Below are 23,531 nucleotides of genomic sequence, written 5' to 3'. Positions count from 1 at the left end.
TTAATCGTTGCGATTTTATCAGTGAATTTATTTTCCTTATAACGGTGCCTTTTGCAGTGAAAAATACCCGAGTAAGTGACGCATAGTGTTAGCTTGATCTGCCATTTGTTTTGCCGCAGCCATGGTTTCTTCAGTCATCGCTGAGTTTTCTTGGATCAAGGTTGTTAGACGTTGTACCACAATATCTACCTCTTTAATTGCCTGCTGTTGAGTAATCGAAGAGCTATTGATTGACACTATCATATGGTTAACATCAGCCACAGCGCTGACAATTTGCTTTAGTTTCTCACCTGATGAGTTAGCAAGGGCGGTACCGTGACTAATTTTTTGGTTGCTGTTGCTTATTATAGTTTTAATTTGTTTCGCCGAGGTTGCGCTACGTCCAGCTAATTCTCTAACCTCATTGGCAACGACCGCAAACCCGCGACCATGCTCGCCAGCTCTGGCAGCTTCTACCGCTGCGTTGAGAGCTAATAAATTGGTTTGAAATGCTATTTCATCAATAACAGAGACAATTTCATTAATATCCTTACTGGAGTTATTGACCTCAACAATGGCATGAACCGTTTGTATGGATAGCTCGCCCCTTCGGTTGCGCTCATTTGAGCGTTTTCTGCAAGCTTAACCGCTTCGTTAGCTTGCTTAGCAATGGCTGCTATTTCATCTAGCATGTTACTGCTGCTAGCACTGGCTTCTTCTAAATTGGCTGCTTGCTCTTCAGTGCGTTGACTTATTTCGGTGTTACTCTCTGCTATCTCTGCGGCGCTTTGTGATACTCTTAAGGCAGAGTCTTGGATGCTGCTAATAACACTGGTAAGTTTTTCAATCGTTTGATTTACATCTGCTTTTAATGTAGCAAATACACCTTGGTAATCCTGCTGTACTTGTTGATTTAAATTGCCTTGAGCAAGCCCGCTTAATACCTTAGTTACCTCTGCGATTGCATCTGCGGTGATGGTCAAAGAACTGTTCACATCATTTTGCAGCAGCGCTAATTGGCCTTGCATGTTTGTCTCTAGTTGTTGATTAAAATCACCGCTACGCATAGCTGCCATAACGCGCGCGAGTTCAGCAATAACAATACTCAAATTGCTAATAGAGCTATTTACATCATCTTTAAGTACATTGAGTTGGCCATTCATATCGCTATCGATTGTCTGCTCGAAGTTACCTTTACTGATCGCCAGCATAACGTTTGATATTTCACTTACAGCAGTGTCTAAACCCATAATTGAGTTATTAATATTATGCTTTAAAGTTGATAATTGGCCATTGGCACTGCAATTTACTTGTTGTTTAAAGTTGCCAGCATTTACGGCTGCCATAACATCGTTAATATTTTTAATGATTAACGCGAGATTGTCGACGCTCGCGTTGATATCATTTTTAAGTGTGGCTAACTGGCCTTGTAGAGGTTGCTCAAGGTGTTGTGAAAAATCCCCATCGTGAAGTGCGCTCATTACGCGACTGATATCACTTACTGCTCCCGCTAAACTGTGTACTGAATTATTCACACTGTTTTTTAATTGTGCCAAAGAGCCTTGTGCGGCTACCGTAACCTGTTGTTTAAAGTCACCATGTTCGATATGGCTCATTACCCCGACAATTTCAGTAATGGTGCTATTTAGCGATTGCAGAGAGCCATTTATATTTTGTTTTAAGGTGGCCAGCTGTCCCTGCATTGGGGTTGTTATTTGGCTGTTAAAATTTCCTTGGCTCATTTCATCTATAATATGATTTATTTCACTCATTGCTTGCTCTAGCGAGTCTGCGCAATTATTTGTGGCCTGTTTTAAGGAATCTAATTCACCTTTGCAGGGCGCACTAATTCGGTGGTTAAATTCACCTGCGGCCATTTTATTCATAACCGTATTGGTTTGGGAAATAGAGCTTTGCAGCGCATCAAGGAGGCAATTAAAAGCACTTGCCGATGAACCTATTTCATCATTCGAAAGCACTGGCGTTCGTACCGAAAAATCACCTTTTTGTTCAACGTGACGCATTGTGTCGACAAGTAATTGCACAGGGCGGGTGAGCGAACGAGCAAACCAAATAGCGACCAGAGTAATGGCAATGATCGATATTATTAAGGTGCTAATGAGAATCGTCGTTAAATGACTGACTGTGGCAAAAGCTTCTTTTTTATCTATTTCAGCCAGTAATGACCACTGTATACCTAATACGTTAATAGGTTGATAAGACGACAGTACTAAGGAGCCGCTATAATCGGTGATTACTTGCTGACCTTTTTTACCTTGCTGAGTAAGCTCAGTTGCCAGCGTTTTTACTTTACCTATGCTTGGATAGCGAAAAGAATTTACAACTGAGCGGTTTTCGGGGTCGAGAAAGGAATCAGAACGCATTAAAAAATCAGGTCCGACTAAATATGTCTCGCCACTTGTACCTAAGCCAGCCCGCTCAGTCATAATGACATTTAGGGCATCAATGGATAGTTGAAAAATCAAGGTGCTGGTATGTACGCCTTGGTTATAAATTGGGGTGGCGATAAAACTGGCTGGTGCATTATAAGATGGCAAATATTGCTGATAATCGACAAAGGTTATTTCATCTTCATTGATCATTTTTGCTTGTTTAAATGCCAATGCTAGGTTGCTATTAGCATAAGGTCCATCGAGTAAAGAAGTGGCAAAGTCAACTTCTTTGTAAACAGAGTAAACTACTTCAGCGCTGCGATTGTCGATGATAAAGACATCATAAAAATCAAATTTTTGCGCAAAATTTAGTAAAAAGCTATGGTATTTGCTGTGTAGTAAATTGTAGTTATTATCAGCACTTGCTTGTACTAATTTTGCTTTCTCGCCAAGTGGGTATGGGTTATCTGCTAGGTATTGTGATTGCCAATATTTAGCCGTGGGTGAAAGTGTGGAAAGCAGCTCAGAAGTTGGCAATTTGTCTTCGTTTTTAAGCCGGTATTTAGTATTAAAGTCGTTGTGATAGTAATCTGCCAGCTGTTGCTCTGCGGTGCTGTCGAGAGATGTTGTATAGGGCTCTTTAAATGCACGGCTAAGTTCATCTGCTGCGGTGTGGAGTAAAGGGCTTTGTGCTAAAAATAATAATTGCGCATGTATATCGGCAAAATGCCTTTCAATGGCGCTTTTTTTAATTTCACTAACCGCTTCTAATTGAGCATAAGTTTGTTTATTTAAAGCAGTAGCCGAGTTATACAGTGCAAGACTGATGGCTATCGCCAAGGGAATTAATGCAACGAGCAAAAAGGCAATAACAAGCTTTTTAGTCAAGCCAATATTACGTACAAAATTTCCGAATGAACGGGTTTGGTTAGCCATAACAACATCCTTATCAAAGCAAAGCTGTAAACCTAATATAGGTAATTAAGATTTAGTGTAGAACAGCTTGAATTAAAAGCGAGTCGATGACGAAAAATAGATTTTTTAGTTGCTGTAATGCACTCGCTATACTCTGTTAAACTACGGGCATTCAAATTTAAGTGTGTTTGCTATGAAAAACTCCATTATTCCAGTTGTATTGGCCGGTGGTATCGGTTCGCGGTTATGGCCATTATCGCGCCAAGCTATGCCAAAACAGTTTTTACCTTTACTGGGAGATGAGTCATTATTGCAAAGTACCTTAAATAGAGTCTCTGACTCATGTTTTACTGATCCGATTTTGGTTTGTAATGAACAGCATCGCTTTATTGTCAGCAGCCAATGCCAGCAAATCGGTGTTGCAACCATGGCGTTACTATTAGAGCCTGATGGCAAAAATACTGCTCCCGCCATCGCATTGGCAGCACAATATGCATTACAGCAAGGGCTTGATAAACCTTTATTAGTGATTCCAGCCGATCATCATATTGATAACTTTGAGTTGTTAATAGAGCAACTTCCTGATGCGATAAGCTTGGCGCAACAGGGCAAGTTAATTACCTTTGCAATTGAGCCAGACTCAGCCCATTGCGGTTACGGTTATATTAAAAATGGCACTAAAATAGCATCTTCAAACTGCTATGAAGTTGATCAATTTAAAGAAAAGCCCAGTCTACTATTAGCACAGCAATATCTTGCCAGTGGCGAATATAGCTGGAACAGTGGAATGTTTTTATTCACTCCTAGCGCATACCTTGCTGAACTTGAGCGTTTTGCACCAAAAATCGCCAGTTGCATTGCAGCAGCCGCCAATTTCAGTGGTGACTTAGGTTTTACCCGTGCCAATAATGAAGTCTTAAAAAACTGTCCAAGTGATTCAATCGACTATGCTATTTTAGAACGCAGCCCAAATGTGGCGGTGCTGCCTTTAGCGCTGAATTGGAATGATGTCGGCGGTTTTAATGCGCTATGGCAAAGTGCCGATAAAGACGAGCAAGGCAATAGCCTAAGCACAGATGACGTGGTTTTACATAGCCATAACAACTTGCTCAGCGGTGAAGAAGGTCATAGTATCGCAGCTCTTGGGGTGAGTGATTTAGCGATTATTCACACCCATGATGCAACTTTAGTCGCGAGCAAAAGCCAATTAGAGCAGCTTCCGGAACTATTAAAGCAATTAGCCGTTAAGCACGGTGATAAATTGATCCATCATCAAGCCGTGTATCGACCGTGGGGTAGTTACCGAGTGTTAATTGCAGGCACCGGCTTTAAAGTGAAAAAAATTATTGTCAGCCCAGCTGGCAAACTTTCAACGCAGCGCCATCAGCACCGCGCTGAACATTGGGTTGTCGTCTCTGGCATTGCTGATGTGCGTATTGATGGCCAAGCACACAGGCTTGCTGCCGATCAATCTTGCTATATAGCCGCCGGTCACATTCACAGTTTAGCAAACACGCAAAATGAGCCACTTATTCTTATAGAAGTACAAACTGGCAGCGTTTTAGATGAAACGGATATTGAACGTTTTGACGATCAGTATGGTAGAAAATAGTGAAGGTTAATCGCTTTTAACCCAGCCAATACTTAATATATAACGACTACCTTTTTCTATTTTGGTTACTGCATGCTGAGTTATATCGGGCCTAAATAGTTTTATACGCTGGCTTTGAAATAAGGTGTTTTCGCACATAAACTCACCGCCCAGTTGGGCACGTTTGATAATGAGATTTAAACGAAAATGCTTACCTTTTTTTACTTTATCTGTATGGGGCTTTATTTCACTACCAACGGGAAACTTAATTAAATAAGTATCAAACTTTACTGGCCAATGGGCGCCACACAGAAGCATTTTGTCATAGCCCGAATCTTGCCTGCCACGCTGCCAGCGAAATAAATTTTTAAAAATAGCCATTGTATCTTTTCCTTATTACTTTAACTTCGCCAACTCGCCAACTCGCCAACTCGCCAACTCGCCAACTCGCCAACTCGCCAACTCGCCAACTCGCCAACTCGCCAATTCGTCAACTCATCTGCTCCCTGACATACTTTAAATACTGCTCAAGGCTATTTTGCCATAACACCAATGCTTCTGTGAGTGACTCTTTAAGCGGTTTGTTGTCGAGTAAGCGTCGTTCTATTTTTTTAACTCTATGCCGTAGCGGTTAAAACCGAGTTGTAAAGCGGTGCTTGCTTGGCGATGGAGCAGCTTAATACATTGTTCTTTATCTTCGTCTAATAATTGTTGAGCACGGATCAGCTTGTTGCGTGCGGATAATACAAACTCGTTGTAAATAGACGAAATCTCGTCTTCACTAAAAGAGCTTTTTAATGTGTCTGCTGCGGTATTGTCATATAAAACATCACTCAGCTCAACGGCAATACTGGGTGCATGGCTGCTTTGTGAATCACTTAATGCTTGGCGTAATTTTTGTTGTTTAATTGGTTTACCAACAATGTCTTTTATTCCTAATGAGAAATACTCTTTGATTTCGTCAGGGCTTAAACTGGCAGTAAAGGCGAGTACTGGGGTACGTTGATTTTTATGCTCCATACCTTTGAGGGTTTTAAGTACTTCTTGGCCAGTCAGATCTGGCAGGTTCATGTCTAATAGCACAACATCAAAGTGGTACTCTTGCATCAGGTTAATAGCACTTTTACCATCGCGGGCGAGCTTGATTTTATGCTCATCATCAGCCATAAATTCTATGGCTATTTTTTGATTTAAATCTAAATCCTCGACCAGTAATACATCTAGTCCAGTTAAATAATCTTTTGATTGATGGCGCTGTTCAACAAGGCTGAGTTCGCCAAGCACAAGCGTGATATCAAAGCTAAACGAACTGCCTTTATCTAACTCACTGGTAATATCAAGTTGGGAGCCCAGTTTGGCTAGTAGGCGGCTGGTGATAGCAAGCCCTAGGCCTGTTCCGCCTTTTTCTTTACCTGCGCTACTTTGTACGTATGGCTCTGTAAGGTATTCTATTTCATCATCTTCAATGCCAGGCCCCGAGTCAATTACACTAATACGAATATGATGTTCAAGTTGGCGCTCCTCTAATAACTCTACGCGAATTTTAACTTCACCTTTGTCGGTAAATTTAATCGCATTACCAACGAGGTTAATGATGATTTGCCGAAGTTTTTGTTGGTCGCAGTAATAACAAGCTTGCTCTGGGAGGTTATAAATTAACTCAAACTTTAAGCGTTTCTGCTCGGCTAATGGACTAAGTAATAAACATAAGTTATGCAACCAAGTTTTAAATTCTACGTCCTCTTCATAAAGTGCTTCGTTGTGTTGGTCAAGGCTTGCGTAATCAAGCACTTTATCCACTAACAAGTTAAGTGATTCGGCGGAGTTTATAATGGCTTCGCAATAAGGTTTGTCTCGCGGGTCTGTTGATTGATTTAAGATCAATTGCGCACTACCTAAAATACCATTAAGGGGAGTGCGAATTTCATGACTAATGGTAGATAAAAATAAGCCTCTTATTTCAAGATCTTTTTGCGCTTTATTAGTTAACTGATTGAGGTTTTGCTCTCTGCGCTCGTTACATAATAACGCCATCCCGGTGGTATAAAACATTGGGGCGATCACGCCATTAACCAGTAAGGTCACGCTAAACCAGTTTTCTTTTAACAGTGTGAAATTGTTAACATCTTCCATTAAAAAAGCGCGACCGACAAAAATACAGCTAATAATGGTCAGGATCAAAATATAGACAATGCTGCCATTGGGGTAGGGCTTACGGGCAAAGCGAATAAATAAGTACAGTAAAAACAGTGCTTCGCTTATATGCTGTAAATCAGAGGCCAGCATACGATTACGAAGGTTAGAATCAACTACGGTAAAGTACATTAGCAATGCTCCGCAAAACAAGGTTGCTAATACAAAAAACCGAAACTCTTTGCCGCGGTAACCTAAAAATTGGCTGATTGCTAATGCATGGATGATGGACGCGCTAAACCATAAACTATTAGCAAGAACAATAGTGATAATGCTATCGAGACGACCGTGTAAGGCAAAGCTCATTAGAGCAATAAATAGCACTAAAGGATAAAGAATATATAACACTGTGCCTGGAGTGTTTTTGTTGGCGCGCCAAGTTAAAAAGTTGAGTAGTGCCATGACGACCATCATGGCGGCACTGGCAGAGTAGAGCGTGAGGGAGTCGAGCATTCATATTCCAAGCAGATCAGGATGACGAGTTTAGAATAATGGCAATTGCATTTGTTAGCAAATATCGTGCTCTAGAATAAACAAAAAAAACAGGCACAAAGTACCTGTTTTAATATTAAAATAAGAGTTACTAGATTAGCGAATTTCGTCCGGAATATTTTGTTGTGCCCACGATAATAATTCAATACGATTACGACATTTTGTCTTTCTAAATGCGCTGTATAAATGAGTTTTTACAGTGTGTGGACTAATGCTTAACGCTTCAGCTATTTCCTTATTTTTAGAGCCGTTACTCATTAAGGAGATAATTGCTTTTTCGCGTTTAGTTAATTTTACAGGTTCAATATCACCGTCAGTGAGCTTATGTAATGCGTCTTTATTGAACTGCAACATACGGTTTAATGCGTTACACATGATATCACGACGATACCACAGCTGATCTTCGAGTAATAAACGAATGCCTTTCATTAGCACATCAGCATTGTCGGTAGTATAAAAAACACCCCGAATACCGCTTAACAATGCACGATTAGCTAGTTCTGGATTTTCGTCTAAGTTGAATAATACGATATCGCACTTAATACGTAGATTGACCAATTGCTCTTTCAATTTCCCCCAAGCGTCTTGGCTTGATGTTTCGATAAACAATAAACGCGTTCCCTCAGGAACGTCAGATATATTTGTTCCGGTAGTAACATTGAGCCCTTGGGTTTTTAATAAAGGCTCTAATACATTAATACCAATTGTATTAATTGGCTCTAGATCTAGTAACAAAAAGGCAGAACTACTCATACTTACTATACTCTTGAATAAAGTTGACTAATCAATCCTAACATGCAATCCGCCCCTTTAGTATTAGAAATTTCCTACTTTAGGGTAAGATAGACATAGTTTTATAACGTTTATCGTATTCGTCATAAAAGATACATTTAAAAAACTTTGTAACAATTTGAAATTAATAGCAAATAACATTTTCTTTCAAAGTTAATTTTTTTACAAATATTTACAGTTAAGCCGTTTAAAGTAAACCTTTAGTCTTATTTTGGTAAGGTGGCCACCCCATTATTTTACCTGCTAGCATATGTAAATGGATATGATAAACAGTTTGCCCGCCATGTTCATTGCAATTCATTACCACGCGGAAACCATCCTCTGCAAAGCCTTGTTGTTTCGCTATTTTTGCAGCAACCACATACAGGTGGCCAACAATTGGCGCATCTTGCTCGGTAATATCATTGATGGTCGCAATCGCTTTTTTCGGGATAATCAGCACGTGAAAAGGGGCTTGTGGGTTGATATCTCTAAACGCTAAACTAAGCTCATCTTCGTAGATGATATCAGCTGGGATCTCGCGGTTAATAATTTTAGTAAAAATAGTTTCTTGGCTCATTTAAAGGGCTCTTTGTCGGTTGTACTAAAGTCACTAATGACAAACTTTGCCTGCAGTGTCAAACTGAAATCAAACAACAAGGAGCTATTATGCGTAAACATTTATTATTAAGCGGTATTGTGTCATTATTTTTGAGTGCGACAAGCGTGGCCGAAACCGTCAATTTTCCTGAAGAAATAGTGCCATTACAAGTGGGCGATAAGAAAATTGAGCATTCATTTTTCAACCGTGTTGATGAAGTCGAGCTGGTTCCTGGCGTATATCAGCTCAAACTTAAATACACCGATTTGTACGAGCAAGGTTACGATGAGCATCAAGTTATCGACTCAGAACCATTTTGGGTGACGATGACCATTGCTGCCAATACAGATTATGATGTGGTGTTTAACCGTGCTGATAATGCGGTAGCAGCAGAAGTTTTTGCAGAAGCGCCACAAGTGAGCTTACAAGCAAAAGGGGCGTCATTAGGCACGCCGCTAGCCATTATAGCTGAGCCCGATTTGACAAGTAGTATTAACTCTCAAGTTGCGACAGTGCAAGTAGCACCAACAGCAGCAACCAGAGCTGCACCGATGGCTGCTAATTTACAAGCTCCAGTTTCTCGCCCTGCACCTAATGCAGGTAATGCGCCTAGTGCTGCCGCCATGTTAGATTTTTGGTGGCAACAAGCCAGTGCTCAAGAGCGGCAAGCTTTCATTGATAAAGTCACTAAAAATAAATAGCACTGATTAAAATAGATAGCAAAAAGGGCGAATAAATCGCCCTTTTTAATTTTCGTTATTTAGCTATTACTTAGCAAACAAGTCGTCAATAGTACCTTGCGCAAGTGGGTGGTAGCCCGGGCGCGCTTTTAGGTATACTTCATGTGCCCATTCACGTTTACCATTAGTAATCAGAGCTTTGTATAGCGGCACGATTAATTTGCGACGGCCAATACCTGATAAGTGTTTATCAAGTGCTGGATAGATAGGTTGATAGCCATTGCCAACCGCAAGCATAAACCAAGCAAAAGCACGCTCTGCGTTAGTTGATTGTGTAAGGTTGAACTCGCTGTCTAGCATCGCCATTTTATCTAGGCTTAAATCACGTGGTAAGTTATTTAAAAAGTGTAACCACTCATGCACAGTCCAATTTGCCGTAGGAAGTTGTGCGGCAGTTGTGTCACCTTTTAACCATGCTGCTGTTGCACTATCTACTTTATCGAATGCATCTGAGGTTGGGTTTGGTGCATCGCTCGGTAAGCCAGGCTGAAAAATCCACTCGTTTACTTTATCCATGCTAACAACACCTGGATACTGTTCAATTAAGTTCGTTTTTAAGTAAGTAACAAACTCTGCGGTGGTCAAAGATTTGAATGAAAACTCTTTAAAATAGGCTTTTACAAATGGGTCGAACTTGTCGCGACCATACTTGTTTTCAAGGTAAATTAAGAATAGCTGGCCTTTAGTATATGGCACTGAGCTGAATGCATCGTCCGGATCGCGGCCATTAAGTTTTAAGTTAAGGCGAGTATCTGGCGCTGCAATAGTTTTAAGTTGAGCACGCAGGCCCGCAGCGTCAAGCGCTTGCTCCATAACCGCACGGTCACGACCATAAACTTCTTCCATAATACGGTTTTCAACGTACGAGGTAAAACCTTCATTCAGCCATAAGTCTTCCCATGTAGCATTGGTTACTAAGTTGCCAGACCAAGAGTGAGCAAGCTCATGAGCGATTAAGTTAACTAAGCTTTTATCGCCAGCAACAACCGTTGGAGTGATAAACGACAGACGTGGATTCTCCATGCCACCGAAAGGAAAGCTCGGCGGTAACATTAAGAGGTCATAACGGCCCCAAGCATATTCACCATACATGGTACTTGTTTTATCGATCATCGCTTGCGTGTCTTCAAATTCAGCAACTGATGCATCTAAAATGGTTGGTTCAGCAAAAATGCCGGTTTGGCGTGACATAGCTTTAAATTCTAGATTACCAGCGCCAATCGCAATTAAGTAAGGAGAGATTGCTTGAGGCATATCAAAAATGTAATCGCCATCTTTATAAAGTGCATCTTTGTTGTCGGCACTCATCACCGCACGAACATCTTTAGGTGTATGAATACGTGCCGAGTAAGTTACACGCATCGCTGGTGTATCTTGTACTGGGATCCAACTACGAGCATGAATTGCTTGCGATTGGCTGTACATAAACGGATGAGTTTTACTGGCTGTTTGCTCAGGTGTTAACCATTGTAAGCCTGATGCTTCTGGGCGGCTATTGTAGTAAATGCGTACTTTTGCTGCTTGGTTTTTAAAAGTAATAGTTAACTTTGAGCCTTTAACATCATCACGTGCAGCAAGGGTAAATTTTGCTTTATGCCAGCCTCCAGTTTGATCTTGATACATTACTTTATCAATATCTAAGTCACGGGTATCAAGTACCAATGTTTTGCTGTCGGCATTTTGCCATTGTAACGTATGCTCAACAAAACCTTCTAACTGCTTGTCAGCAAAATCAACGTCTAAATCAAGATTTAAGTGTGTAGTAATAACATCATCAAGATTAGCATAGGAATTTTGATCAATGGCACTGGCCATTGCTTGAGAGCACATACCTGCCATAGCGAGGCTTAAAAAAAGCGGTTTAAGTTTCATATTGACCCTGGACGGAAATAAAAAGTGCAGGTTTTATATCATGATTGACCATCAGGGTTGAGCAATTTTTACAATCTGATGCGCGTTTTGCGACGATAGGTTACACTATTGCGATTAGTGACGATTAACCTTTGGGGCATTTTGTGGCTCTTTCTTTGCAAGCTTTTCATACATTTTCTTTACCGAGCCAGTGTTCACAACTGTGCGAAATAACTGACCTTACACAATTACAGCTACTGACGTTTGATAGCCCTTTTTGCATTTTAGGTGAAGGTAGTAACACGGTATTTTTAAGCGATTATCAAGGCACTGTAATTAAAATGGCGACTACCGGTATCGCCATCATTGAACGCGACAATGATTACTTACTTGAAGTTGTTGCAGGAGAAAACTGGCATCAGCTTGTTGCATATACGCTCAAACAAGGGATGCCTGGGCTTGAAAATCTTGCTTTGATCCCTGGTACAGTTGGCGCAGCACCGGTACAAAATATTGGTGCCTATGGTGTAGAGCTGGCAAAATTTATTGAATACGTAGAATATTTTGATATCGCCACTAAGCAGCTCATCCGCCTTAGTTGTCAACAATGCGAGTTTGGCTATCGAGAGTCTATTTTTAAGCATCAATTAGAAAATAAAGCAGTGATCACTTGCGTTGCATTGGCATTACCAAAACTTTGGCAGCCAGAGTTAAGCTATGGTCCTTTACAGCAGCTTGAGTCGGTAACGGCGCAGACGGTTTTTGAGCAAGTGATTAAAACTCGTAACAGCAAATTACCGGATCCTTACATACTTGCCAATGCCGGAAGCTTTTTTAAAAACCCAATTATAGAAAACCAGTTACTTAGCGAATTGCTCGTCGCGTATCCGCAGTTGCCTCATTATTACTATGATGAACACCACCATAAAGTAGCTGCCGGTTGGTTAATAGAACAAGCAGGGTTAAAAGGGTACCGTATCGCAGGAATTGAAGTGCATCAGCAACAAGCGTTAGTTTTAGTTAATCATGGTGGCAGTGAAGGCAGTGACCTAATTAAAATGATTCAACATATCCAGCAGCAAATATGGCAACGTTATCAAATAAGCTTACAGCATGAAGTTCGCTTGATGAATAATGATACTGAATGCCATATCGGTTTAGGGGAGTTAGCATGAAGGCGCCGGATGGTAATAAATTAGCAATCTTAAATGCGCTCAATCAGGGGGGCTTTATCTCTGGGCAATTACTTGGTGAGCAACTTGGCATTAGTCGCGCCGCAGTGAGTAAACATATGCAAAGTTTACAAGCGATGGGGCTGGATATTTTTAAAGTTAGCGGTAAGGGTTATAGCCTTAATAACTCCGTGGGCTTGTTAGAGCAAAATAAGATCCAGCAATATTATCAAGGCTTGAACGCCAGTACGGCACATATCGAAGTGCATCCGATCATTGATTCGACCAACAGTGAGTTAATGCGCCGTATTGCGGCTAAACAAACACTAGATTCAGGCACTGTCGTCGTCGCGGAAATGCAGCAAGCAGGGCGTGGGCGACGCGGACGCGTTTGGCAGTCTCCATTTGGTGCGAACTTGTATTATAGTTATTTCTGGCGCTTAGATGACGGGCTGCAAGCCGCAATGGGTATGTCTATCGCAGTAGGCTTAGCTGTTTACGATACGTTAAAAGCACTGTATCAGTTAGATATTGAACTCAAGTGGCCAAACGATATTTATCTTAATAAAGAAAAGCTCGCAGGTGTTTTGGTCGAATTAGATGGTCAGCCACAAGGACCATGTCAGCTCGTAATAGGCGTTGGTATTAATTTGCAAATGCCCACAAGCTACAGCCAGCAAATCGACCAAGCGTGGACTGATTTGAGCCAACATAGCCAACAGATTGATAAAAATCAGCTGGTGGCACATTTAACATACCACCTTGAGCAACGATTAGCGCAGTACAGTCAAACTGGCTTGCATGACATGTATCAGCAGTGGAACGAACTCAACGCCTTTGCAGGACAGTGTGTGGAGTTAAATACTGGGCATAGAAGCTGGCGTGGTATCTGTGAAGGCATAGATCCACAAGGTGGTATTCGTATTCGCCAAGATGGTGAGGTTAAAAGCTATTACGGTGGTGAAATTTCACTACGCAAGGCAGTTCAATGAGATTATTAATCGATGTAGGTAATACAGCACTTAAAGCAGCGCTATGCCTGCAAGGCGAAATCAAACCGTGTGATGTTAGTGCGCTACCTTGGCGGCAAATTAACGAGCTGGTTTATGCAAGTGTCGGTAAAAATGAGCAACTCAATGGACTATTAGCACAAGCATCGGCATTTCAGGTGCCATGTTTTGAAGCGAAAGTGACTAAACAATTGAGTAACCTTAGCTGTGCGTATCAACAATTTAGTAATTTAGGTATTGATCGCTGGCTTGGTTTAATTGCTGCTTTTCAATTATGGCCGCAACAAGATTGCATCGTGATAGACACAGGCACAGCCACAACAATTGATGTACTTACAGCACAAGGACAACATTTGGGTGGCTGGATATTACCTGGCCTTGATCTCATGACACGCTCATTAACACAGAATACGCAGCGTGTTTTTGATGATGCCAACACGCCTTTTGCGAATGAGCTGGGTGTAAACACACCTAATGGTTTAAAAAATGGCGCGCTAGTGGCAACCTTAGGGGCTGTTGAACAAGCAAAATTACATTTAACCAATAAAAAACCTCAACTAATTTTTGCTGGTGGCTATGGTGCATTATTGAAAGCGCAATTTTTAGACGCGATTTATGATCCGCAATTAGTGATGAAGGGGCTCAATTACTGGTATGAATTGAGCAAAAATTAACAAAAACAGGCTGTTTTGCCTGATTTGTGAGCGTTCGGCACATAAAATCACATTTTTTTTAATTTTCTTGTTGCATCACCACCAACCTTCCTCTAATATCTCGCCCCGTACTAAAGCAGTGCCGACTTAGCTCAGCTGGTAGAGCAACTGACTTGTAATCAGTAGGTCAACCGTTCGACTCGGTTAGTCGGCACCACTTTCCTTTTACCGAAAGTGTTTAGTAAAGAATTATCGTGGAGGGGTTCCCGAGCGGCCAAAGGGATCAGACTGTAAATCTGACGGCTCAGCCTTCGCTGGTTCGAATCCAGCTCCCTCCACCACTTTATTCTTGACGGTTAGAGGTAGTTTAAGAACAGGTTGCTAACGCGGGCATCGTATAATGGCTATTACCTCAGCCTTCCAAGCTGATGATGCGGGTTCGATTCCCGCTGCCCGCTCCAGTTTCTGGTGTTGCTGATATAGCTCAGTTGGTAGAGCGCACCCTTGGTAAGGGTGAGGTCGGCAGTTCAACTCTGCCTATCAGCACCAGTCTTAGAATCTTCTTGATTACTTCCTTTATCTGTCAGAAAATACTATTTGAAATTTGAAAAATTTAACTTAATCTACCTCTGGTGGATTATTTTCATATGTAATCTAGATACACAAAACTGATAGGTTCCGTCATGGCAAAAGCAAAGTTTGAACGCGTAAAACCGCACGTAAACGTAGGTACAATCGGCCACGTTGACCACGGTAAAACTACCCTAACTGCAGCAATCACTAACGTACTTGCAAAAGTATACGGCGGTGTTGCTAAAGATTTCGCATCAATCGATAACGCTCCAGAAGAGCGCGAGCGCGGTATCACAATCTCAACTTCACACGTTGAATACGATACGCCTACTCGTCACTACGCACACGTAGATTGTCCTGGACACGCCGATTATGTTAAAAACATGATCACTGGTGCTGCTCAAATGGACGGCGCTATCCTTGTTGTTGCTGCGACTGATGGCCCTATGCCACAAACGCGTGAGCACATCCTTCTTTCTCGTCAAGTTGGCGTTCCTTACATCATCGTATTCATGAACAAATGTGACATGGTTGATGACGAAGAGCTACTTGAACTAGTAGAAATGGAAGTTCGTGAACTTCTTTCTGAGTACGATTTCCCAGGTGATGACTTACCACTAATCGCTGGTTCTGCGCTTAAAGCGTTAGAAGGCGAGAAAGAGTGGGAAGACAAGATCATTGAGCTTGCAGACGCACTTGATTCTTACATCCCAGAGCCAGAGCGTGACATCGATAAGCCGTTCATCATGCCTATCGAAGATGTTTTCTCAATCCAAGGTCGTGGTACTGTTGTAACTGGTCGTGTTGAAGCTGGTATCATCCGCATCAATGACGAAGTAGAAATTGTTGGTATCAACGATACAACTAAATCTACTTGTACTGGTGTTGAAATGTTCCGTAAACTACTTGACGAAGGTCGTGCTGGTGAGAACATTGGTGCACTTCTACGTGGTACTAAACGTGAAGACGTTGAACGTGGTCAAGTACTAGCTAAGCCTGGTTCAATCAACCCACATACAACATTCACTTCAGAAGTATACGTACTTTCTAAAGATGAAGGTGGTCGTCATACTCCATTCTTCAAAGGTTACCGTCCACAGTTCTACTTCCGTACAACTGACGTAACTGGTGACGTACAGTTACCAGATGGCGTAGAAATGGTAATGCCTGGCGATAACGTTAAGATGACTGTAAAGTTAATCTCTCCAATCGCAATGGATGAAGGTCTACGTTTCGCAATCCGCGAAGGTGGCCGTACTGTAGGTGCTGGTGTAGTAGCAACTATCGTAGAGTAATAATTAACTTTTAAAGTTAATTATTAGAAAAAAGGTCACTTAGGTGGCCTTTTTTAATGTCTGCGATTTGAGCTGTAAGCTCTAAGCGGAAAGTTTTAAGTTGCTCGGCGTTAATATGTACTTGTAGGCGAGTGGCTTGCCACCGCGTTTATAACAGAAAGTAAATATATTAAATTTTCTTGCTATTTAAGTTGAGGAGATCTAGATTTTTACCGCTTACCGCTTACCGCTTACCGCTTACCGCTTACCGCTTACCGCTTACCGCTTACCGCTTACCGCTTACCGCTTACCGCTTACCGCTTACCGCTTACCGCTTACCGCTTACCGCTTACCGCTTACCGCTTTTTTTAACTTTTTCTGCGCGCGCTTTTGTTCTGCTTTCTTAACGTGTTTGCTGATCCACTTGGTCATTTTTACCATTAATGCTGGCGGGAAGTCATGGCCCATACCGTTTACTATCTTTAATTTAGCTTTCCTGATTAGGGCTGCGGTTTGCTTTCCAGCGGCTACTGGCATGACTGGGTCTAAACTGCCGTGAATAACTAATGTAGGGGCTTTTATTTTCGGCATTAAATGTTGCCGACAATCACTGGCGGCAATAGCGGCAAGTTGTCGGTTAAAGCCTTGCGGGTTGTGTGCTCTATCCACTCCTAGGGTGGCTTGTTTACGCAAAGCTAGTTCATCTTGTGGATAGGCTGGACTGCCAATTAATTGATTTAGCCTTATATTATAATGTATAGCACCATCACGACTGGCTTGGGCGCGACGATGTTTTGTAAGCTGTAAAAATAGCTTTAAATTAGACGCCGATAGCTTAGGTTTACTCGAACTTGACATAATTGAGGTTAAGCTCAAGACCTTTTTTTATATTTAGCTGCGATAATTTGTGCAATCATGCCGCCCATAGATGCACCGACTAAATGCGCTTTTTTGATTTTTAATTCGGCCATTAATTCTAATACATCATTTGCCATATCATCTAAGGTGTATGGGATGCGGGATTTAATAGGTAACCGTTTATTTAGCCATATTTTGAATAGGTTAGGGCTACCAAATTGTTCAAGTTGGCTTGAAAGACCTGTATCGCGGTTATCAAAACGAATGACTCTAAACCCTTTAGCTACTAAGCCTAAATATAATTCATCAGGCCATACTGTTAGCTGCGCTCCAAGGCCCATAATCATAATGATGACAGGCGCTGATTTCTTTCCTTTATCTTGATAGCTAATTGTAATGCCACTTTTAATTTTAATCGTGCGCATATTACGTTATGTCGATAGTTTATTTAGCGACTTATGCAAAACAGTATAGTTAAAACTCAGTAATCCTTCATGAGTAGAAATATGAATTTTTTATATCAGAATGAGAGCCGTTTTTTAATACGTTTAACTCTTCAGCATGTTTTCGCAGTTCTGCTAGCATGCTTTCATTGCCAATCATTTCATCAAGTACAGAGCGGACATTATCATCACTAGTGTGCTGGTAAAGTGATAAAATATGCTGGGCAATTTGTTGGCTATTGCCATCTTCTGAGCTTTGCGATTGATAGTATTGCGATATCAATCCTTGCCCCGCTAAACGGCGAATATAATCGTTAGACTCATGCTGCAGTAGTGAAGTAAAGCGCTCAGTCAGGCGTTGATCGAGTACGGGTGCTTGAGTTATGACTTCAATGGCTTGGATTTTGAATTTCTCATCATCACTATTAGCGGCCAGCTCTAAAATATTATCGACTACCGCAAAGTCATACTCAGGTATTTTTGATTTATTCAAAATATACATATTCATTTGTAGTTGAGTTAGGGCTGCGAGTCTATCGATGTCTGTGGCATTTGGGTCGAGTATTTGCTCTCGTAATTGTGTGGTTATTTTTTTCGCATAGTCAGAGTCTGACTTTATGCGTAGTTCATAGTCTTGTGGTAAGTCGGCATAAAAACCGTAAAGTGGGTTGCTTTCACGCATTTCATCTATTTCTTGCTGTTCTTTTTCCGTCAGTACAGCAAGCACTAACTCCTTAAAGTCATCGTTATTATATTCTTGATCTATAGAAGTATTTTTTATTTTTAGGCTGGTAACTTGTCGCTGTAAAGATATTATTTTGTTATGCAATTGGGTAATTGAAAGTTCGTTGCTGTCATTATTCAGTGGCATATTAGTAACAATGATCGATGACTGTTCAGTGCTACTTTTGTCGTTAGGTAAACTCACTGATTTGAAAAATGTACCGTAACACGAGATCACAAGTGCGGCTGAGGCAAGGGCTATTGCGACTGATCCTTTACTAATAGGCATGTGGTGGAGGCTCCATATTTGAAAAGGCGTAATTTACCGCTTTTGGGGCTATAAGTCTGTTAAAAGATGTAGAAAGTTAAGTGTGCTTCAGCGTATTATAATTTATTCGCTAAGTATGATTGATAACGAAGATTAATTTTATTTTTAATTAAGCAAGGAGACTCTTCTCTTTGCAAACATCATGTTGTTTGGTCGTTGTATACAGCACGGAAAAGGAAATATGAATATATTTAAGTGGTTTTTTATTGCGTTGTTTTTGCTCCTATCGGGGTGCGCAACAAAGCAAGAAAAGGTTAAAAAAGACAGTGTCAAAAAAGCAACCCTCAGCATCGCAGAAAATCGCAAACCGCTTGGTAAAGTTGGTGTGATTACGCTGATTGGTGATAACTTACTTTGTACGCATACAGGGGTTACGGTATTCAGCAATGAACGGCAGTTGTATGCGCTCCCTACGGGTTTAAATGAGCTACTAACGCAGCGGATAATTGCGCGCTTTGCTGGTTTTGATACCGCCTTAGTGCCGTTAAATAAGCAATCTATGTCGATCATTAATACTGATGTAGGCGTCTCGCGATGGAGCAACATTGAGTTTAATAATCAACAAAATGTAGACACGGTTTTGATTTTCAGTGGCGCGTTTAAATATAGATCTAAAGACGGTTATTATAAAGATGAAAATGCGCTTCATACCTATGCTGAGTTTTTTGTATATGATGTGTCTTCAGGTGATTTACTAGCTGAGTCAACGCATTACCAGTACAACTTGTTTGACGCGTTTAGCTGTACACAAAGCACATTTGCGACAACAGGAGCGATGTATGAGTTGATTAAAATGGCAGGGTCCACGGCTCAAGAGAAATTGATAAATGAGATTTTTCAGCCATCAAAGAGTAATTAGGCCCTGAACCTCAGGACCTAATTATTTATCAATTAATGTTTTTTTGCATACTGTTCGGCTTGTTGCCATACGCGCAGCACATTGCCACTGAGGATTTTTTTGATATCTTTGTCACTGTAACCACGATCCATTAATCCTTGCACTAGATTCGGGTAGCTAGATACATCTTTTAAGCCTACTGGCAGTGAATCGCCAACACCATCGTAGTCAGAGCCGATGCCAACATAATCGATACCAATTAATTCAACAACGTGATCGATATGCTCAAGTACTTGCTCAAGACTCGCAAATGGATACGGGTTTTTAGCACGATACGCGGCATCAAAATCTTGACTTAATTTAGTGCCTTCTTTTTTTGCCGACTCTTTTTTACTCTTTAACTGCTTGCCCCAATCACCTGCTTTAGCGGTTACAAAGCTTGAACCAAAGTTTATTTGAATAACCCCGCCGTTCTTTTTCAGCGCTAGTAGCATATCGTCATCCATATTACGCTCAAAACCAGGCGTATATTTGCGCAGTGATGAGTGTGAGGCAATAACCGGTGTTTTAGATAGCTCCATTACTTGATAAAACGCATCATCTGAAATATGTGAAACATCAATCAGCATGCCGATATTGTTCATCTCAGTAACCAGTTTTTTACCAAATGGGCTTAGACCTTTCCATTTACGGCGAATATCATAAGATGAATCTGAAATATGGTTGCTTTGTGAATGAGCTAGGGTGATATAGCGTACAGCACGATCAAAAAAGTGCTGTAGGTTTGCCATGTCACCTTCAATTGGTGAGCCGTTTTCCATCCCCATTGCTATCGACATTTTGCCTTGTTTAAACTGCTTTTTAATATCATTCGTTGAATCGGCAATAGCAAACTTGTCAGGAGCGCGCTGGGCAATTGCTTCCATACTATCAATGAGTTGATTTGCTAGCTGAAAGCTTTTACCTTTCCCTTCAAACTCCAAATGCGCAGGAATATAAATCGACATAAATGGCGCATTTAAGCCACCTTTAACTGCGCGTGGGTAGTCAAAATCACCGTCATCAGTGGCTTTAGTAACATCAGCCCATTTAGCATGAATACGGTACGGCACATCGATATGAGTATCGATTAAAATAGTGTCTTTGGTGAGTTTAATTGCTTTAGCTGATGCGCTAATGTCTGCACCTTGCACTTGGCTTGATAAAGCAAGTGCAACGGCAATAACTACTGAGCTTAGTTTTATCATTTTTAATGGCTCTTTTAGTAAAAAAGCCATTGTCTATTTTTACAACTAGGGTTACAAGTTTACTCGTTAAATTGTGTTTCACTTTGCAGTGCTTTAAATTCACCTTTAGAAATAATAGTAACTGATTCGTGCAGTTCTGAAAAAAACACCATGGCATCGCCATTTTGTAGTTGTTGTTTTACTTGCGCCACTTTACTTTCAATACTGAATTCTTGCTCACCGTAATCGGTGCCTTCACGTAGCACATAACTTTCAATTAAATTGTATAGAGTGTCTTTATCTAGTTGCTCATGGGGAATGATCATAGCTGCTCTTTTTTGACGATTTGGGTGAAGAAATCTGGCACTACATGCTCTAACCAATAAATCGGTTTAAATGGATTTTTTCCACTTATAAAGCCAACATGGCCGCCTTTTTCTGAGACTTGCAGCGTAACATGCTCACTAACATCTTGCCTACTGGGTACAGCTTTAATTGACAGCATTGGGTCGTCTTTCGCATGAACAATTAATGTGGGTGTTGTAATGTGTTTTAAATAAGGCTTAGCGCTGGCTTGTTGATAGTAATCTTCAGCACCAATAAAACCATGTAAAGGAGCTGTCAGTTTATCGTCAAACTGCCATAAATCATCAATTTCCATTAGCTGATCTGGTGTTAAATCAATCTGTTTTGTGATTTGCGGTAATTTACGCTGCATCGATTTTTTCATGCGATCGAGTAAATACTTTTGATAAATCTTAGCCAAACTTTTACGAATAACTTGGCATGATGGCGACAAATCATAAGGAGCTGAAACAACCGCCGCGCCATCAAGTAAACATTGTTCGCCTTGTTCACCTAAGTATTTGGCCAGTACGTTACCGCCGAGTGAAAAGCCAACTGCAACCATCAAGCGATCTGGAAACTGCTGCTTAAGTTGTTTTATAAAAAAATCGAGATCGCCGGTTTCGCCACTATGATATGCACGGGGTAGGCGGTTAACTTCAGTAGAACAGTTACGAAAATGCATTAAAACAACACTAAACCCCTGCTTTTTGAGGGCTTTCATCATGCCTTTTGCATAAAAGCTATTGATATTACCTTCCAGGCCATGCAATACAATTGCCAGCGGCGCGTTATCGTTTTTGGGTTGTGACCAAGCGAGCTCTAAAAAATCGCCGTCGGGAGTATCAAGCTGCTCTAATTGGTAGCGAGTATTATGAAAAGGCCGAAAAAACCGTGGCATAATGGTTTGCACATGGCGATTAGTCATCCACCAAGCTGGCTTGAAATCTGTAGACATAAGTTAAAACATGTTTAGCTAATAGAATCGCTAGTGTAACAAACTTTTAATAATAAAAAGCCCCTAATCAAATAACTTGATAGGGGCTTTGTGCGTCGTGCTTAATTCTGATTGGGTGTTTTGTCGTCATGTACTTTTTTGATAAAAAAGTACACAAAGAAAAGGCATAAACTGATCACTACTCCCAGAAAACCAAATGATAAAAATAGTACTGGGTCACTAAAAAAGTCTCTGAAGAATACGTCCATAAATGCCTCCTAATGTCTATGGGTTCATCATAGTGCGAGTTGGCAGAGGCTGATATGATCCAGATCAAGCTATTTTGTTGATTATAAAAAGCGTGATTGAGAAGTTGATTTGGATCAACAAAGTTAAGTCAAGTGGCGGAGTGACTGGTAAGGGGGGTAGGCAAAGTAAAGTAAAATAAACTTGAAGTCAAAAAAATTGACATGTTTAAAAAATAGCCTTAACTTAGTTGGTGTCAAAAATATTTTACTTGGAGTTAATTATATATGACTCGTTCAGAACAGTTGAAAGAGCTTTTACAAAGTATAAGCTTTAGAGAGCTTACGCTTAGTATCGATTTATTGGTCAGCGTATATATTTCGTTTTTTTATGTAGACAGCTTAATTAACGCAACTACAGAGCAGCTCGCTTCGGTCTCTTGGCTGTCAGGGTTACTGCTACAGGTATTAACTTACTCTGTGGTACTTATGGTATTGAGCTATTTATTGCTCGCATTCATTAGTGATAACGAGTTAAAACAGCCACTTGATGTTAGGGAAAAACAAATAAATTTAATTGGTTATAAGTATAAAGCGGTAATTTTACAAGTGGGTATTTGTATTGCTATTTTTCAATATCAAATTGAAGCGAATGGTTGGGGGCCTGCTATTGAATACAACATTCCTTATTTACCTATGCATGTGATGGTAGGTGCTTTTTTAATTGCTGAAATAACGAACTACATAGCGCAGTTATATAAAGGTAGAACGGGTGATATCTATGAGTGAATATGCAATCAGTAACTCTATTCGGACATTACGGTTTTTATACAATGAAATGACCCAAAAGCAACTCGCCGATGCTATTGGGGTAACGCGTCAGACTGTGATGGCGATTGAGGCAAATAAGTACTCACCGTCATTAGAAGTCGCCTTTAAAATTGCAGCCGTCTTTAAGTTACCTTTAGAGGAGGTATTTCAATATCGGGCGACCAATACGTAGCATGATATACGATATTAAAGTGGGGTTTAATGATAGGGGTTTACTGACTCTTCTATAAAGTACAGTGTCTACTTTATCTTTATCTGAGTTCGACGGCGCTGAGTTAATGATAGAAAAGCAGTTACAAGGTAATAAATTTCTGTAGGTCGTCATTTATGGCGATAATTTTTTTGAAGTAAAGTGATAAGCTAAATCATGGCTTTGCTTTACTCTTAAGCGAAGCGCTTCTAAATCTCTTTGTGAATAAGTTACTTAAGATCTTTTTACACAAAGAGAAGATAATGAGAAGTAAATGAGGGGAATGCAAAATTTATTTGCAGTAAAGTTGGCTCTGACAAGCTTATTAGAAATAGCATCTGTTTGGGCTTATAATTTCA

The 23,531-nt window shown here is 40.7% G+C and carries 19 protein-coding genes, 4 tRNA genes and 2 pseudogenes; 13 read left to right on the top strand and 12 right to left on the bottom strand.

The features are described from left to right. Positions 1-36: 36 nt before the first annotated feature. On the bottom strand, positions 37-555 hold the full coding sequence (locus P4S61_RS07970) for a methyl-accepting chemotaxis protein (RefSeq protein WP_337118890.1): 519 nt from the start codon (positions 553-555) through the stop codon (positions 37-39). Then, entirely contained in the window at positions 492-3,308 is a 2,817-nt protein-coding gene (locus tag P4S61_RS07965) for a methyl-accepting chemotaxis protein (protein WP_337118099.1), read from the bottom strand. Before P4S61_RS07965 ends, P4S61_RS07970 begins: the two co-directional genes overlap by 64 nt. A 172-nt stretch (positions 3,309-3,480) precedes the next feature. Between P4S61_RS07965 and P4S61_RS07960 the strand changes: the two genes are divergently transcribed. Then, a complete protein-coding gene (locus P4S61_RS07960; RefSeq protein WP_182820162.1) occupies positions 3,481-4,899 on the top strand; it encodes a mannose-1-phosphate guanylyltransferase/mannose-6-phosphate isomerase in 1,419 nt (472 codons plus the stop codon). Positions 4,900-4,905: 6 nt separating this feature from the next. Here the strand turns inward: P4S61_RS07960 and P4S61_RS07955 are convergent, their stop codons facing one another. The 4 genes and pseudogenes from P4S61_RS07955 to P4S61_RS07940 form a co-directional block, all read right to left on the bottom strand. After that, entirely contained in the window at positions 4,906-5,259 is a 354-nt protein-coding gene (locus P4S61_RS07955) for a 2OG-Fe(II) oxygenase (RefSeq protein WP_145242732.1), read from the bottom strand. Positions 5,260-5,368: 109 nt separating this feature from the next. Next, positions 5,369-7,524: pseudogene (locus P4S61_RS07950) on the bottom strand (ATP-binding protein). A 135-nt stretch (positions 7,525-7,659) separates the two neighbouring features. Beyond that, positions 7,660-8,316: a helix-turn-helix transcriptional regulator gene (locus P4S61_RS07945; RefSeq protein ID WP_145242736.1), complete on the bottom strand. Its 657-nt coding sequence runs from the start codon at positions 8,314-8,316 to the stop codon at positions 7,660-7,662. 226 nt (positions 8,317-8,542) lie between these two features. After that, a complete protein-coding gene (locus P4S61_RS07940; protein WP_145242738.1) occupies positions 8,543-8,914 on the bottom strand; it encodes a histidine triad nucleotide-binding protein in 372 nt (123 codons plus the stop codon). Between the two features lie 89 nt (positions 8,915-9,003). Here P4S61_RS07940 and P4S61_RS07935 point away from each other — a divergent pair, with 89 nt between their 5' ends. Further along, positions 9,004-9,636, top strand: coding sequence for a DUF2057 family protein (locus P4S61_RS07935; RefSeq protein WP_182735853.1), 633 nt, complete (start codon positions 9,004-9,006; stop codon positions 9,634-9,636). Between the two features lie 66 nt (positions 9,637-9,702). Here P4S61_RS07935 and P4S61_RS07930 read toward each other — a convergent pair whose 3' ends face one another. Beyond that, positions 9,703-11,547, bottom strand: coding sequence for a M1 family metallopeptidase (locus P4S61_RS07930; RefSeq protein ID WP_145242742.1), 1,845 nt, complete (start codon positions 11,545-11,547; stop codon positions 9,703-9,705). 143 nt (positions 11,548-11,690) lie between these two features. On the opposite strand from P4S61_RS07930, the gene murB reads away from it, so the two are divergent. The 8 genes from murB (at position 11,691) to tuf (ending at position 16,229) form a co-directional block, all read left to right on the top strand. After that, the gene (gene murB / locus P4S61_RS07925; protein ID WP_337118098.1) at positions 11,691-12,701 is read left to right on the top strand and encodes a UDP-N-acetylmuramate dehydrogenase; all 1,011 of its coding nucleotides are present in this window, start codon (positions 11,691-11,693) and stop codon (positions 12,699-12,701) included. After that, entirely contained in the window at positions 12,698-13,690 is a 993-nt protein-coding gene (gene birA, locus P4S61_RS07920; RefSeq protein WP_182732635.1) for a bifunctional biotin--[acetyl-CoA-carboxylase] ligase/biotin operon repressor BirA, read from the top strand. Before murB ends, birA begins: the two co-directional genes overlap by 4 nt. Further along, positions 13,687-14,382 carry a type III pantothenate kinase gene (locus P4S61_RS07915; protein ID WP_145242748.1) on the top strand — a complete coding sequence of 232 codons (696 nt, stop codon included), beginning with the start codon at positions 13,687-13,689 and terminating at the stop codon, positions 14,380-14,382. Before birA ends, P4S61_RS07915 begins: the two co-directional genes overlap by 4 nt. A 120-nt stretch (positions 14,383-14,502) precedes the next feature. Next, positions 14,503-14,578, top strand: a tRNA-Thr gene (locus P4S61_RS07910). A 39-nt stretch (positions 14,579-14,617) separates the two neighbouring features. After that, a tRNA-Tyr gene (locus P4S61_RS07905) sits at positions 14,618-14,702 on the top strand. Between the two features lie 45 nt (positions 14,703-14,747). Then, positions 14,748-14,822, top strand: a tRNA-Gly gene (locus P4S61_RS07900). A 12-nt stretch (positions 14,823-14,834) separates the two neighbouring features. Next, positions 14,835-14,910: transfer RNA gene (locus P4S61_RS07895), tRNA-Thr, on the top strand. Between the two features lie 134 nt (positions 14,911-15,044). Next, entirely contained in the window at positions 15,045-16,229 is a 1,185-nt protein-coding gene (gene tuf / locus P4S61_RS07890) for an elongation factor Tu (protein WP_182758002.1), read from the top strand. A gap of 321 nt (positions 16,230-16,550) precedes the next feature. Here tuf and P4S61_RS07885 read toward each other — a convergent pair. Both P4S61_RS07885 and P4S61_RS07880 read right to left on the bottom strand, forming a co-directional pair. Continuing rightward, a pseudogene (locus tag P4S61_RS07885) lies at positions 16,551-17,491 on the bottom strand (alpha/beta fold hydrolase). Between the two features lie 67 nt (positions 17,492-17,558). Next, positions 17,559-18,521 (bottom strand): hypothetical protein, encoded by a 963-nt coding sequence (locus tag P4S61_RS07880; RefSeq protein WP_337118097.1) that lies wholly within the window; start codon positions 18,519-18,521, stop codon positions 17,559-17,561. Positions 18,522-18,741: 220 nt separating this feature from the next. Here P4S61_RS07880 and P4S61_RS07875 point away from each other — a divergent pair, with 220 nt between their 5' ends. Beyond that, positions 18,742-19,419 (top strand): hypothetical protein, encoded by a 678-nt coding sequence (locus P4S61_RS07875; protein WP_337118096.1) that lies wholly within the window; start codon positions 18,742-18,744, stop codon positions 19,417-19,419. A gap of 32 nt (positions 19,420-19,451) precedes the next feature. Here the strand turns inward: P4S61_RS07875 and P4S61_RS07870 are convergent, their stop codons facing one another. Genes P4S61_RS07870 through P4S61_RS07860 form a run of 3 tightly spaced genes read right to left on the bottom strand, consistent with a single transcriptional unit; the run spans position 19,452 to position 21,927 of the window. Beyond that, entirely contained in the window at positions 19,452-20,645 is a 1,194-nt protein-coding gene (locus P4S61_RS07870) for a dipeptidase (RefSeq protein WP_337118095.1), read from the bottom strand. 59 nt (positions 20,646-20,704) lie between these two features. Beyond that, a complete protein-coding gene (locus P4S61_RS07865) occupies positions 20,705-20,950 on the bottom strand; it encodes a YheU family protein (RefSeq protein WP_145242392.1) in 246 nt (81 codons plus the stop codon). After that, positions 20,947-21,927 (bottom strand): hydrolase, encoded by a 981-nt coding sequence (locus tag P4S61_RS07860; RefSeq protein WP_145242394.1) that lies wholly within the window; start codon positions 21,925-21,927, stop codon positions 20,947-20,949. Before P4S61_RS07860 ends, P4S61_RS07865 begins: the two co-directional genes overlap by 4 nt. 512 nt (positions 21,928-22,439) lie before the next feature. Here P4S61_RS07860 and P4S61_RS07855 point away from each other — a divergent pair. Together P4S61_RS07855 and P4S61_RS07850 are read left to right on the top strand one after the other, a co-directional pair. Next, positions 22,440-22,940 carry a hypothetical protein gene (locus P4S61_RS07855; protein ID WP_064667687.1) on the top strand — a complete coding sequence of 167 codons (501 nt, stop codon included), beginning with the start codon at positions 22,440-22,442 and terminating at the stop codon, positions 22,938-22,940. Next, positions 22,933-23,154, top strand: a complete 222-nt coding sequence (locus P4S61_RS07850) for a helix-turn-helix transcriptional regulator (RefSeq protein ID WP_064667688.1) — start codon at positions 22,933-22,935, stop codon at positions 23,152-23,154. Before P4S61_RS07855 ends, P4S61_RS07850 begins: the two co-directional genes overlap by 8 nt. Positions 23,155-23,531 lie beyond the last annotated feature (377 nt).

The sequence above is a fragment of the Pseudoalteromonas sp. B160 genome, from assembly GCF_037162485.1.
Classification (GTDB): Bacteria; Pseudomonadota; Gammaproteobacteria; order Enterobacterales; family Alteromonadaceae; genus Pseudoalteromonas; species Pseudoalteromonas rhizosphaerae.
This window is presented reverse-complemented; position numbering and strand designations above follow the sequence as displayed.

Bases quoted from the DNA above. Each gene is read 5' to 3' on its own strand.
- P4S61_RS07965 (WP_337118099.1), bottom strand. From the start codon at position 3,308: ATGGCTAACCAAACCCGTTCATTCGGAAATTTTGTACGTAATATTGGC.
- P4S61_RS07960 (WP_182820162.1), top strand. From the start codon at position 3,481: ATGAAAAACTCCATTATTCCAGTTGTATTGGCCGGTGGTATCGGTTCG.
- P4S61_RS07955 (WP_145242732.1), bottom strand. From the start codon at position 5,259: ATGGCTATTTTTAAAAATTTATTTCGCTGGCAGCGTGGCAGGCAAGAT.
- P4S61_RS07945 (WP_145242736.1), bottom strand. From the start codon at position 8,316: ATGAGTAGTTCTGCCTTTTTGTTACTAGATCTAGAGCCAATTAATACA.
- P4S61_RS07940 (WP_145242738.1), bottom strand. From the start codon at position 8,914: ATGAGCCAAGAAACTATTTTTACTAAAATTATTAACCGCGAGATCCCA.
- P4S61_RS07935 (WP_182735853.1), top strand. From the start codon at position 9,004: ATGCGTAAACATTTATTATTAAGCGGTATTGTGTCATTATTTTTGAGT.
- P4S61_RS07930 (WP_145242742.1), bottom strand. From the start codon at position 11,547: ATGAAACTTAAACCGCTTTTTTTAAGCCTCGCTATGGCAGGTATGTGC.
- birA (WP_182732635.1), top strand. From the start codon at position 12,698: ATGAAGGCGCCGGATGGTAATAAATTAGCAATCTTAAATGCGCTCAAT.
- P4S61_RS07915 (WP_145242748.1), top strand. From the start codon at position 13,687: ATGAGATTATTAATCGATGTAGGTAATACAGCACTTAAAGCAGCGCTA.
- tuf (WP_182758002.1), top strand. From the start codon at position 15,045: ATGGCAAAAGCAAAGTTTGAACGCGTAAAACCGCACGTAAACGTAGGT.
- P4S61_RS07880 (WP_337118097.1), bottom strand. From the start codon at position 18,521: ATGCCTATTAGTAAAGGATCAGTCGCAATAGCCCTTGCCTCAGCCGCA.
- P4S61_RS07875 (WP_337118096.1), top strand. From the start codon at position 18,742: ATGAATATATTTAAGTGGTTTTTTATTGCGTTGTTTTTGCTCCTATCG.
- P4S61_RS07870 (WP_337118095.1), bottom strand. From the start codon at position 20,645: ATGATAAAACTAAGCTCAGTAGTTATTGCCGTTGCACTTGCTTTATCA.
- P4S61_RS07865 (WP_145242392.1), bottom strand. From the start codon at position 20,950: ATGATCATTCCCCATGAGCAACTAGATAAAGACACTCTATACAATTTA.
- P4S61_RS07860 (WP_145242394.1), bottom strand. From the start codon at position 21,927: ATGTCTACAGATTTCAAGCCAGCTTGGTGGATGACTAATCGCCATGTG.
- P4S61_RS07855 (WP_064667687.1), top strand. From the start codon at position 22,440: ATGACTCGTTCAGAACAGTTGAAAGAGCTTTTACAAAGTATAAGCTTT.
- P4S61_RS07850 (WP_064667688.1), top strand. From the start codon at position 22,933: ATGAGTGAATATGCAATCAGTAACTCTATTCGGACATTACGGTTTTTA.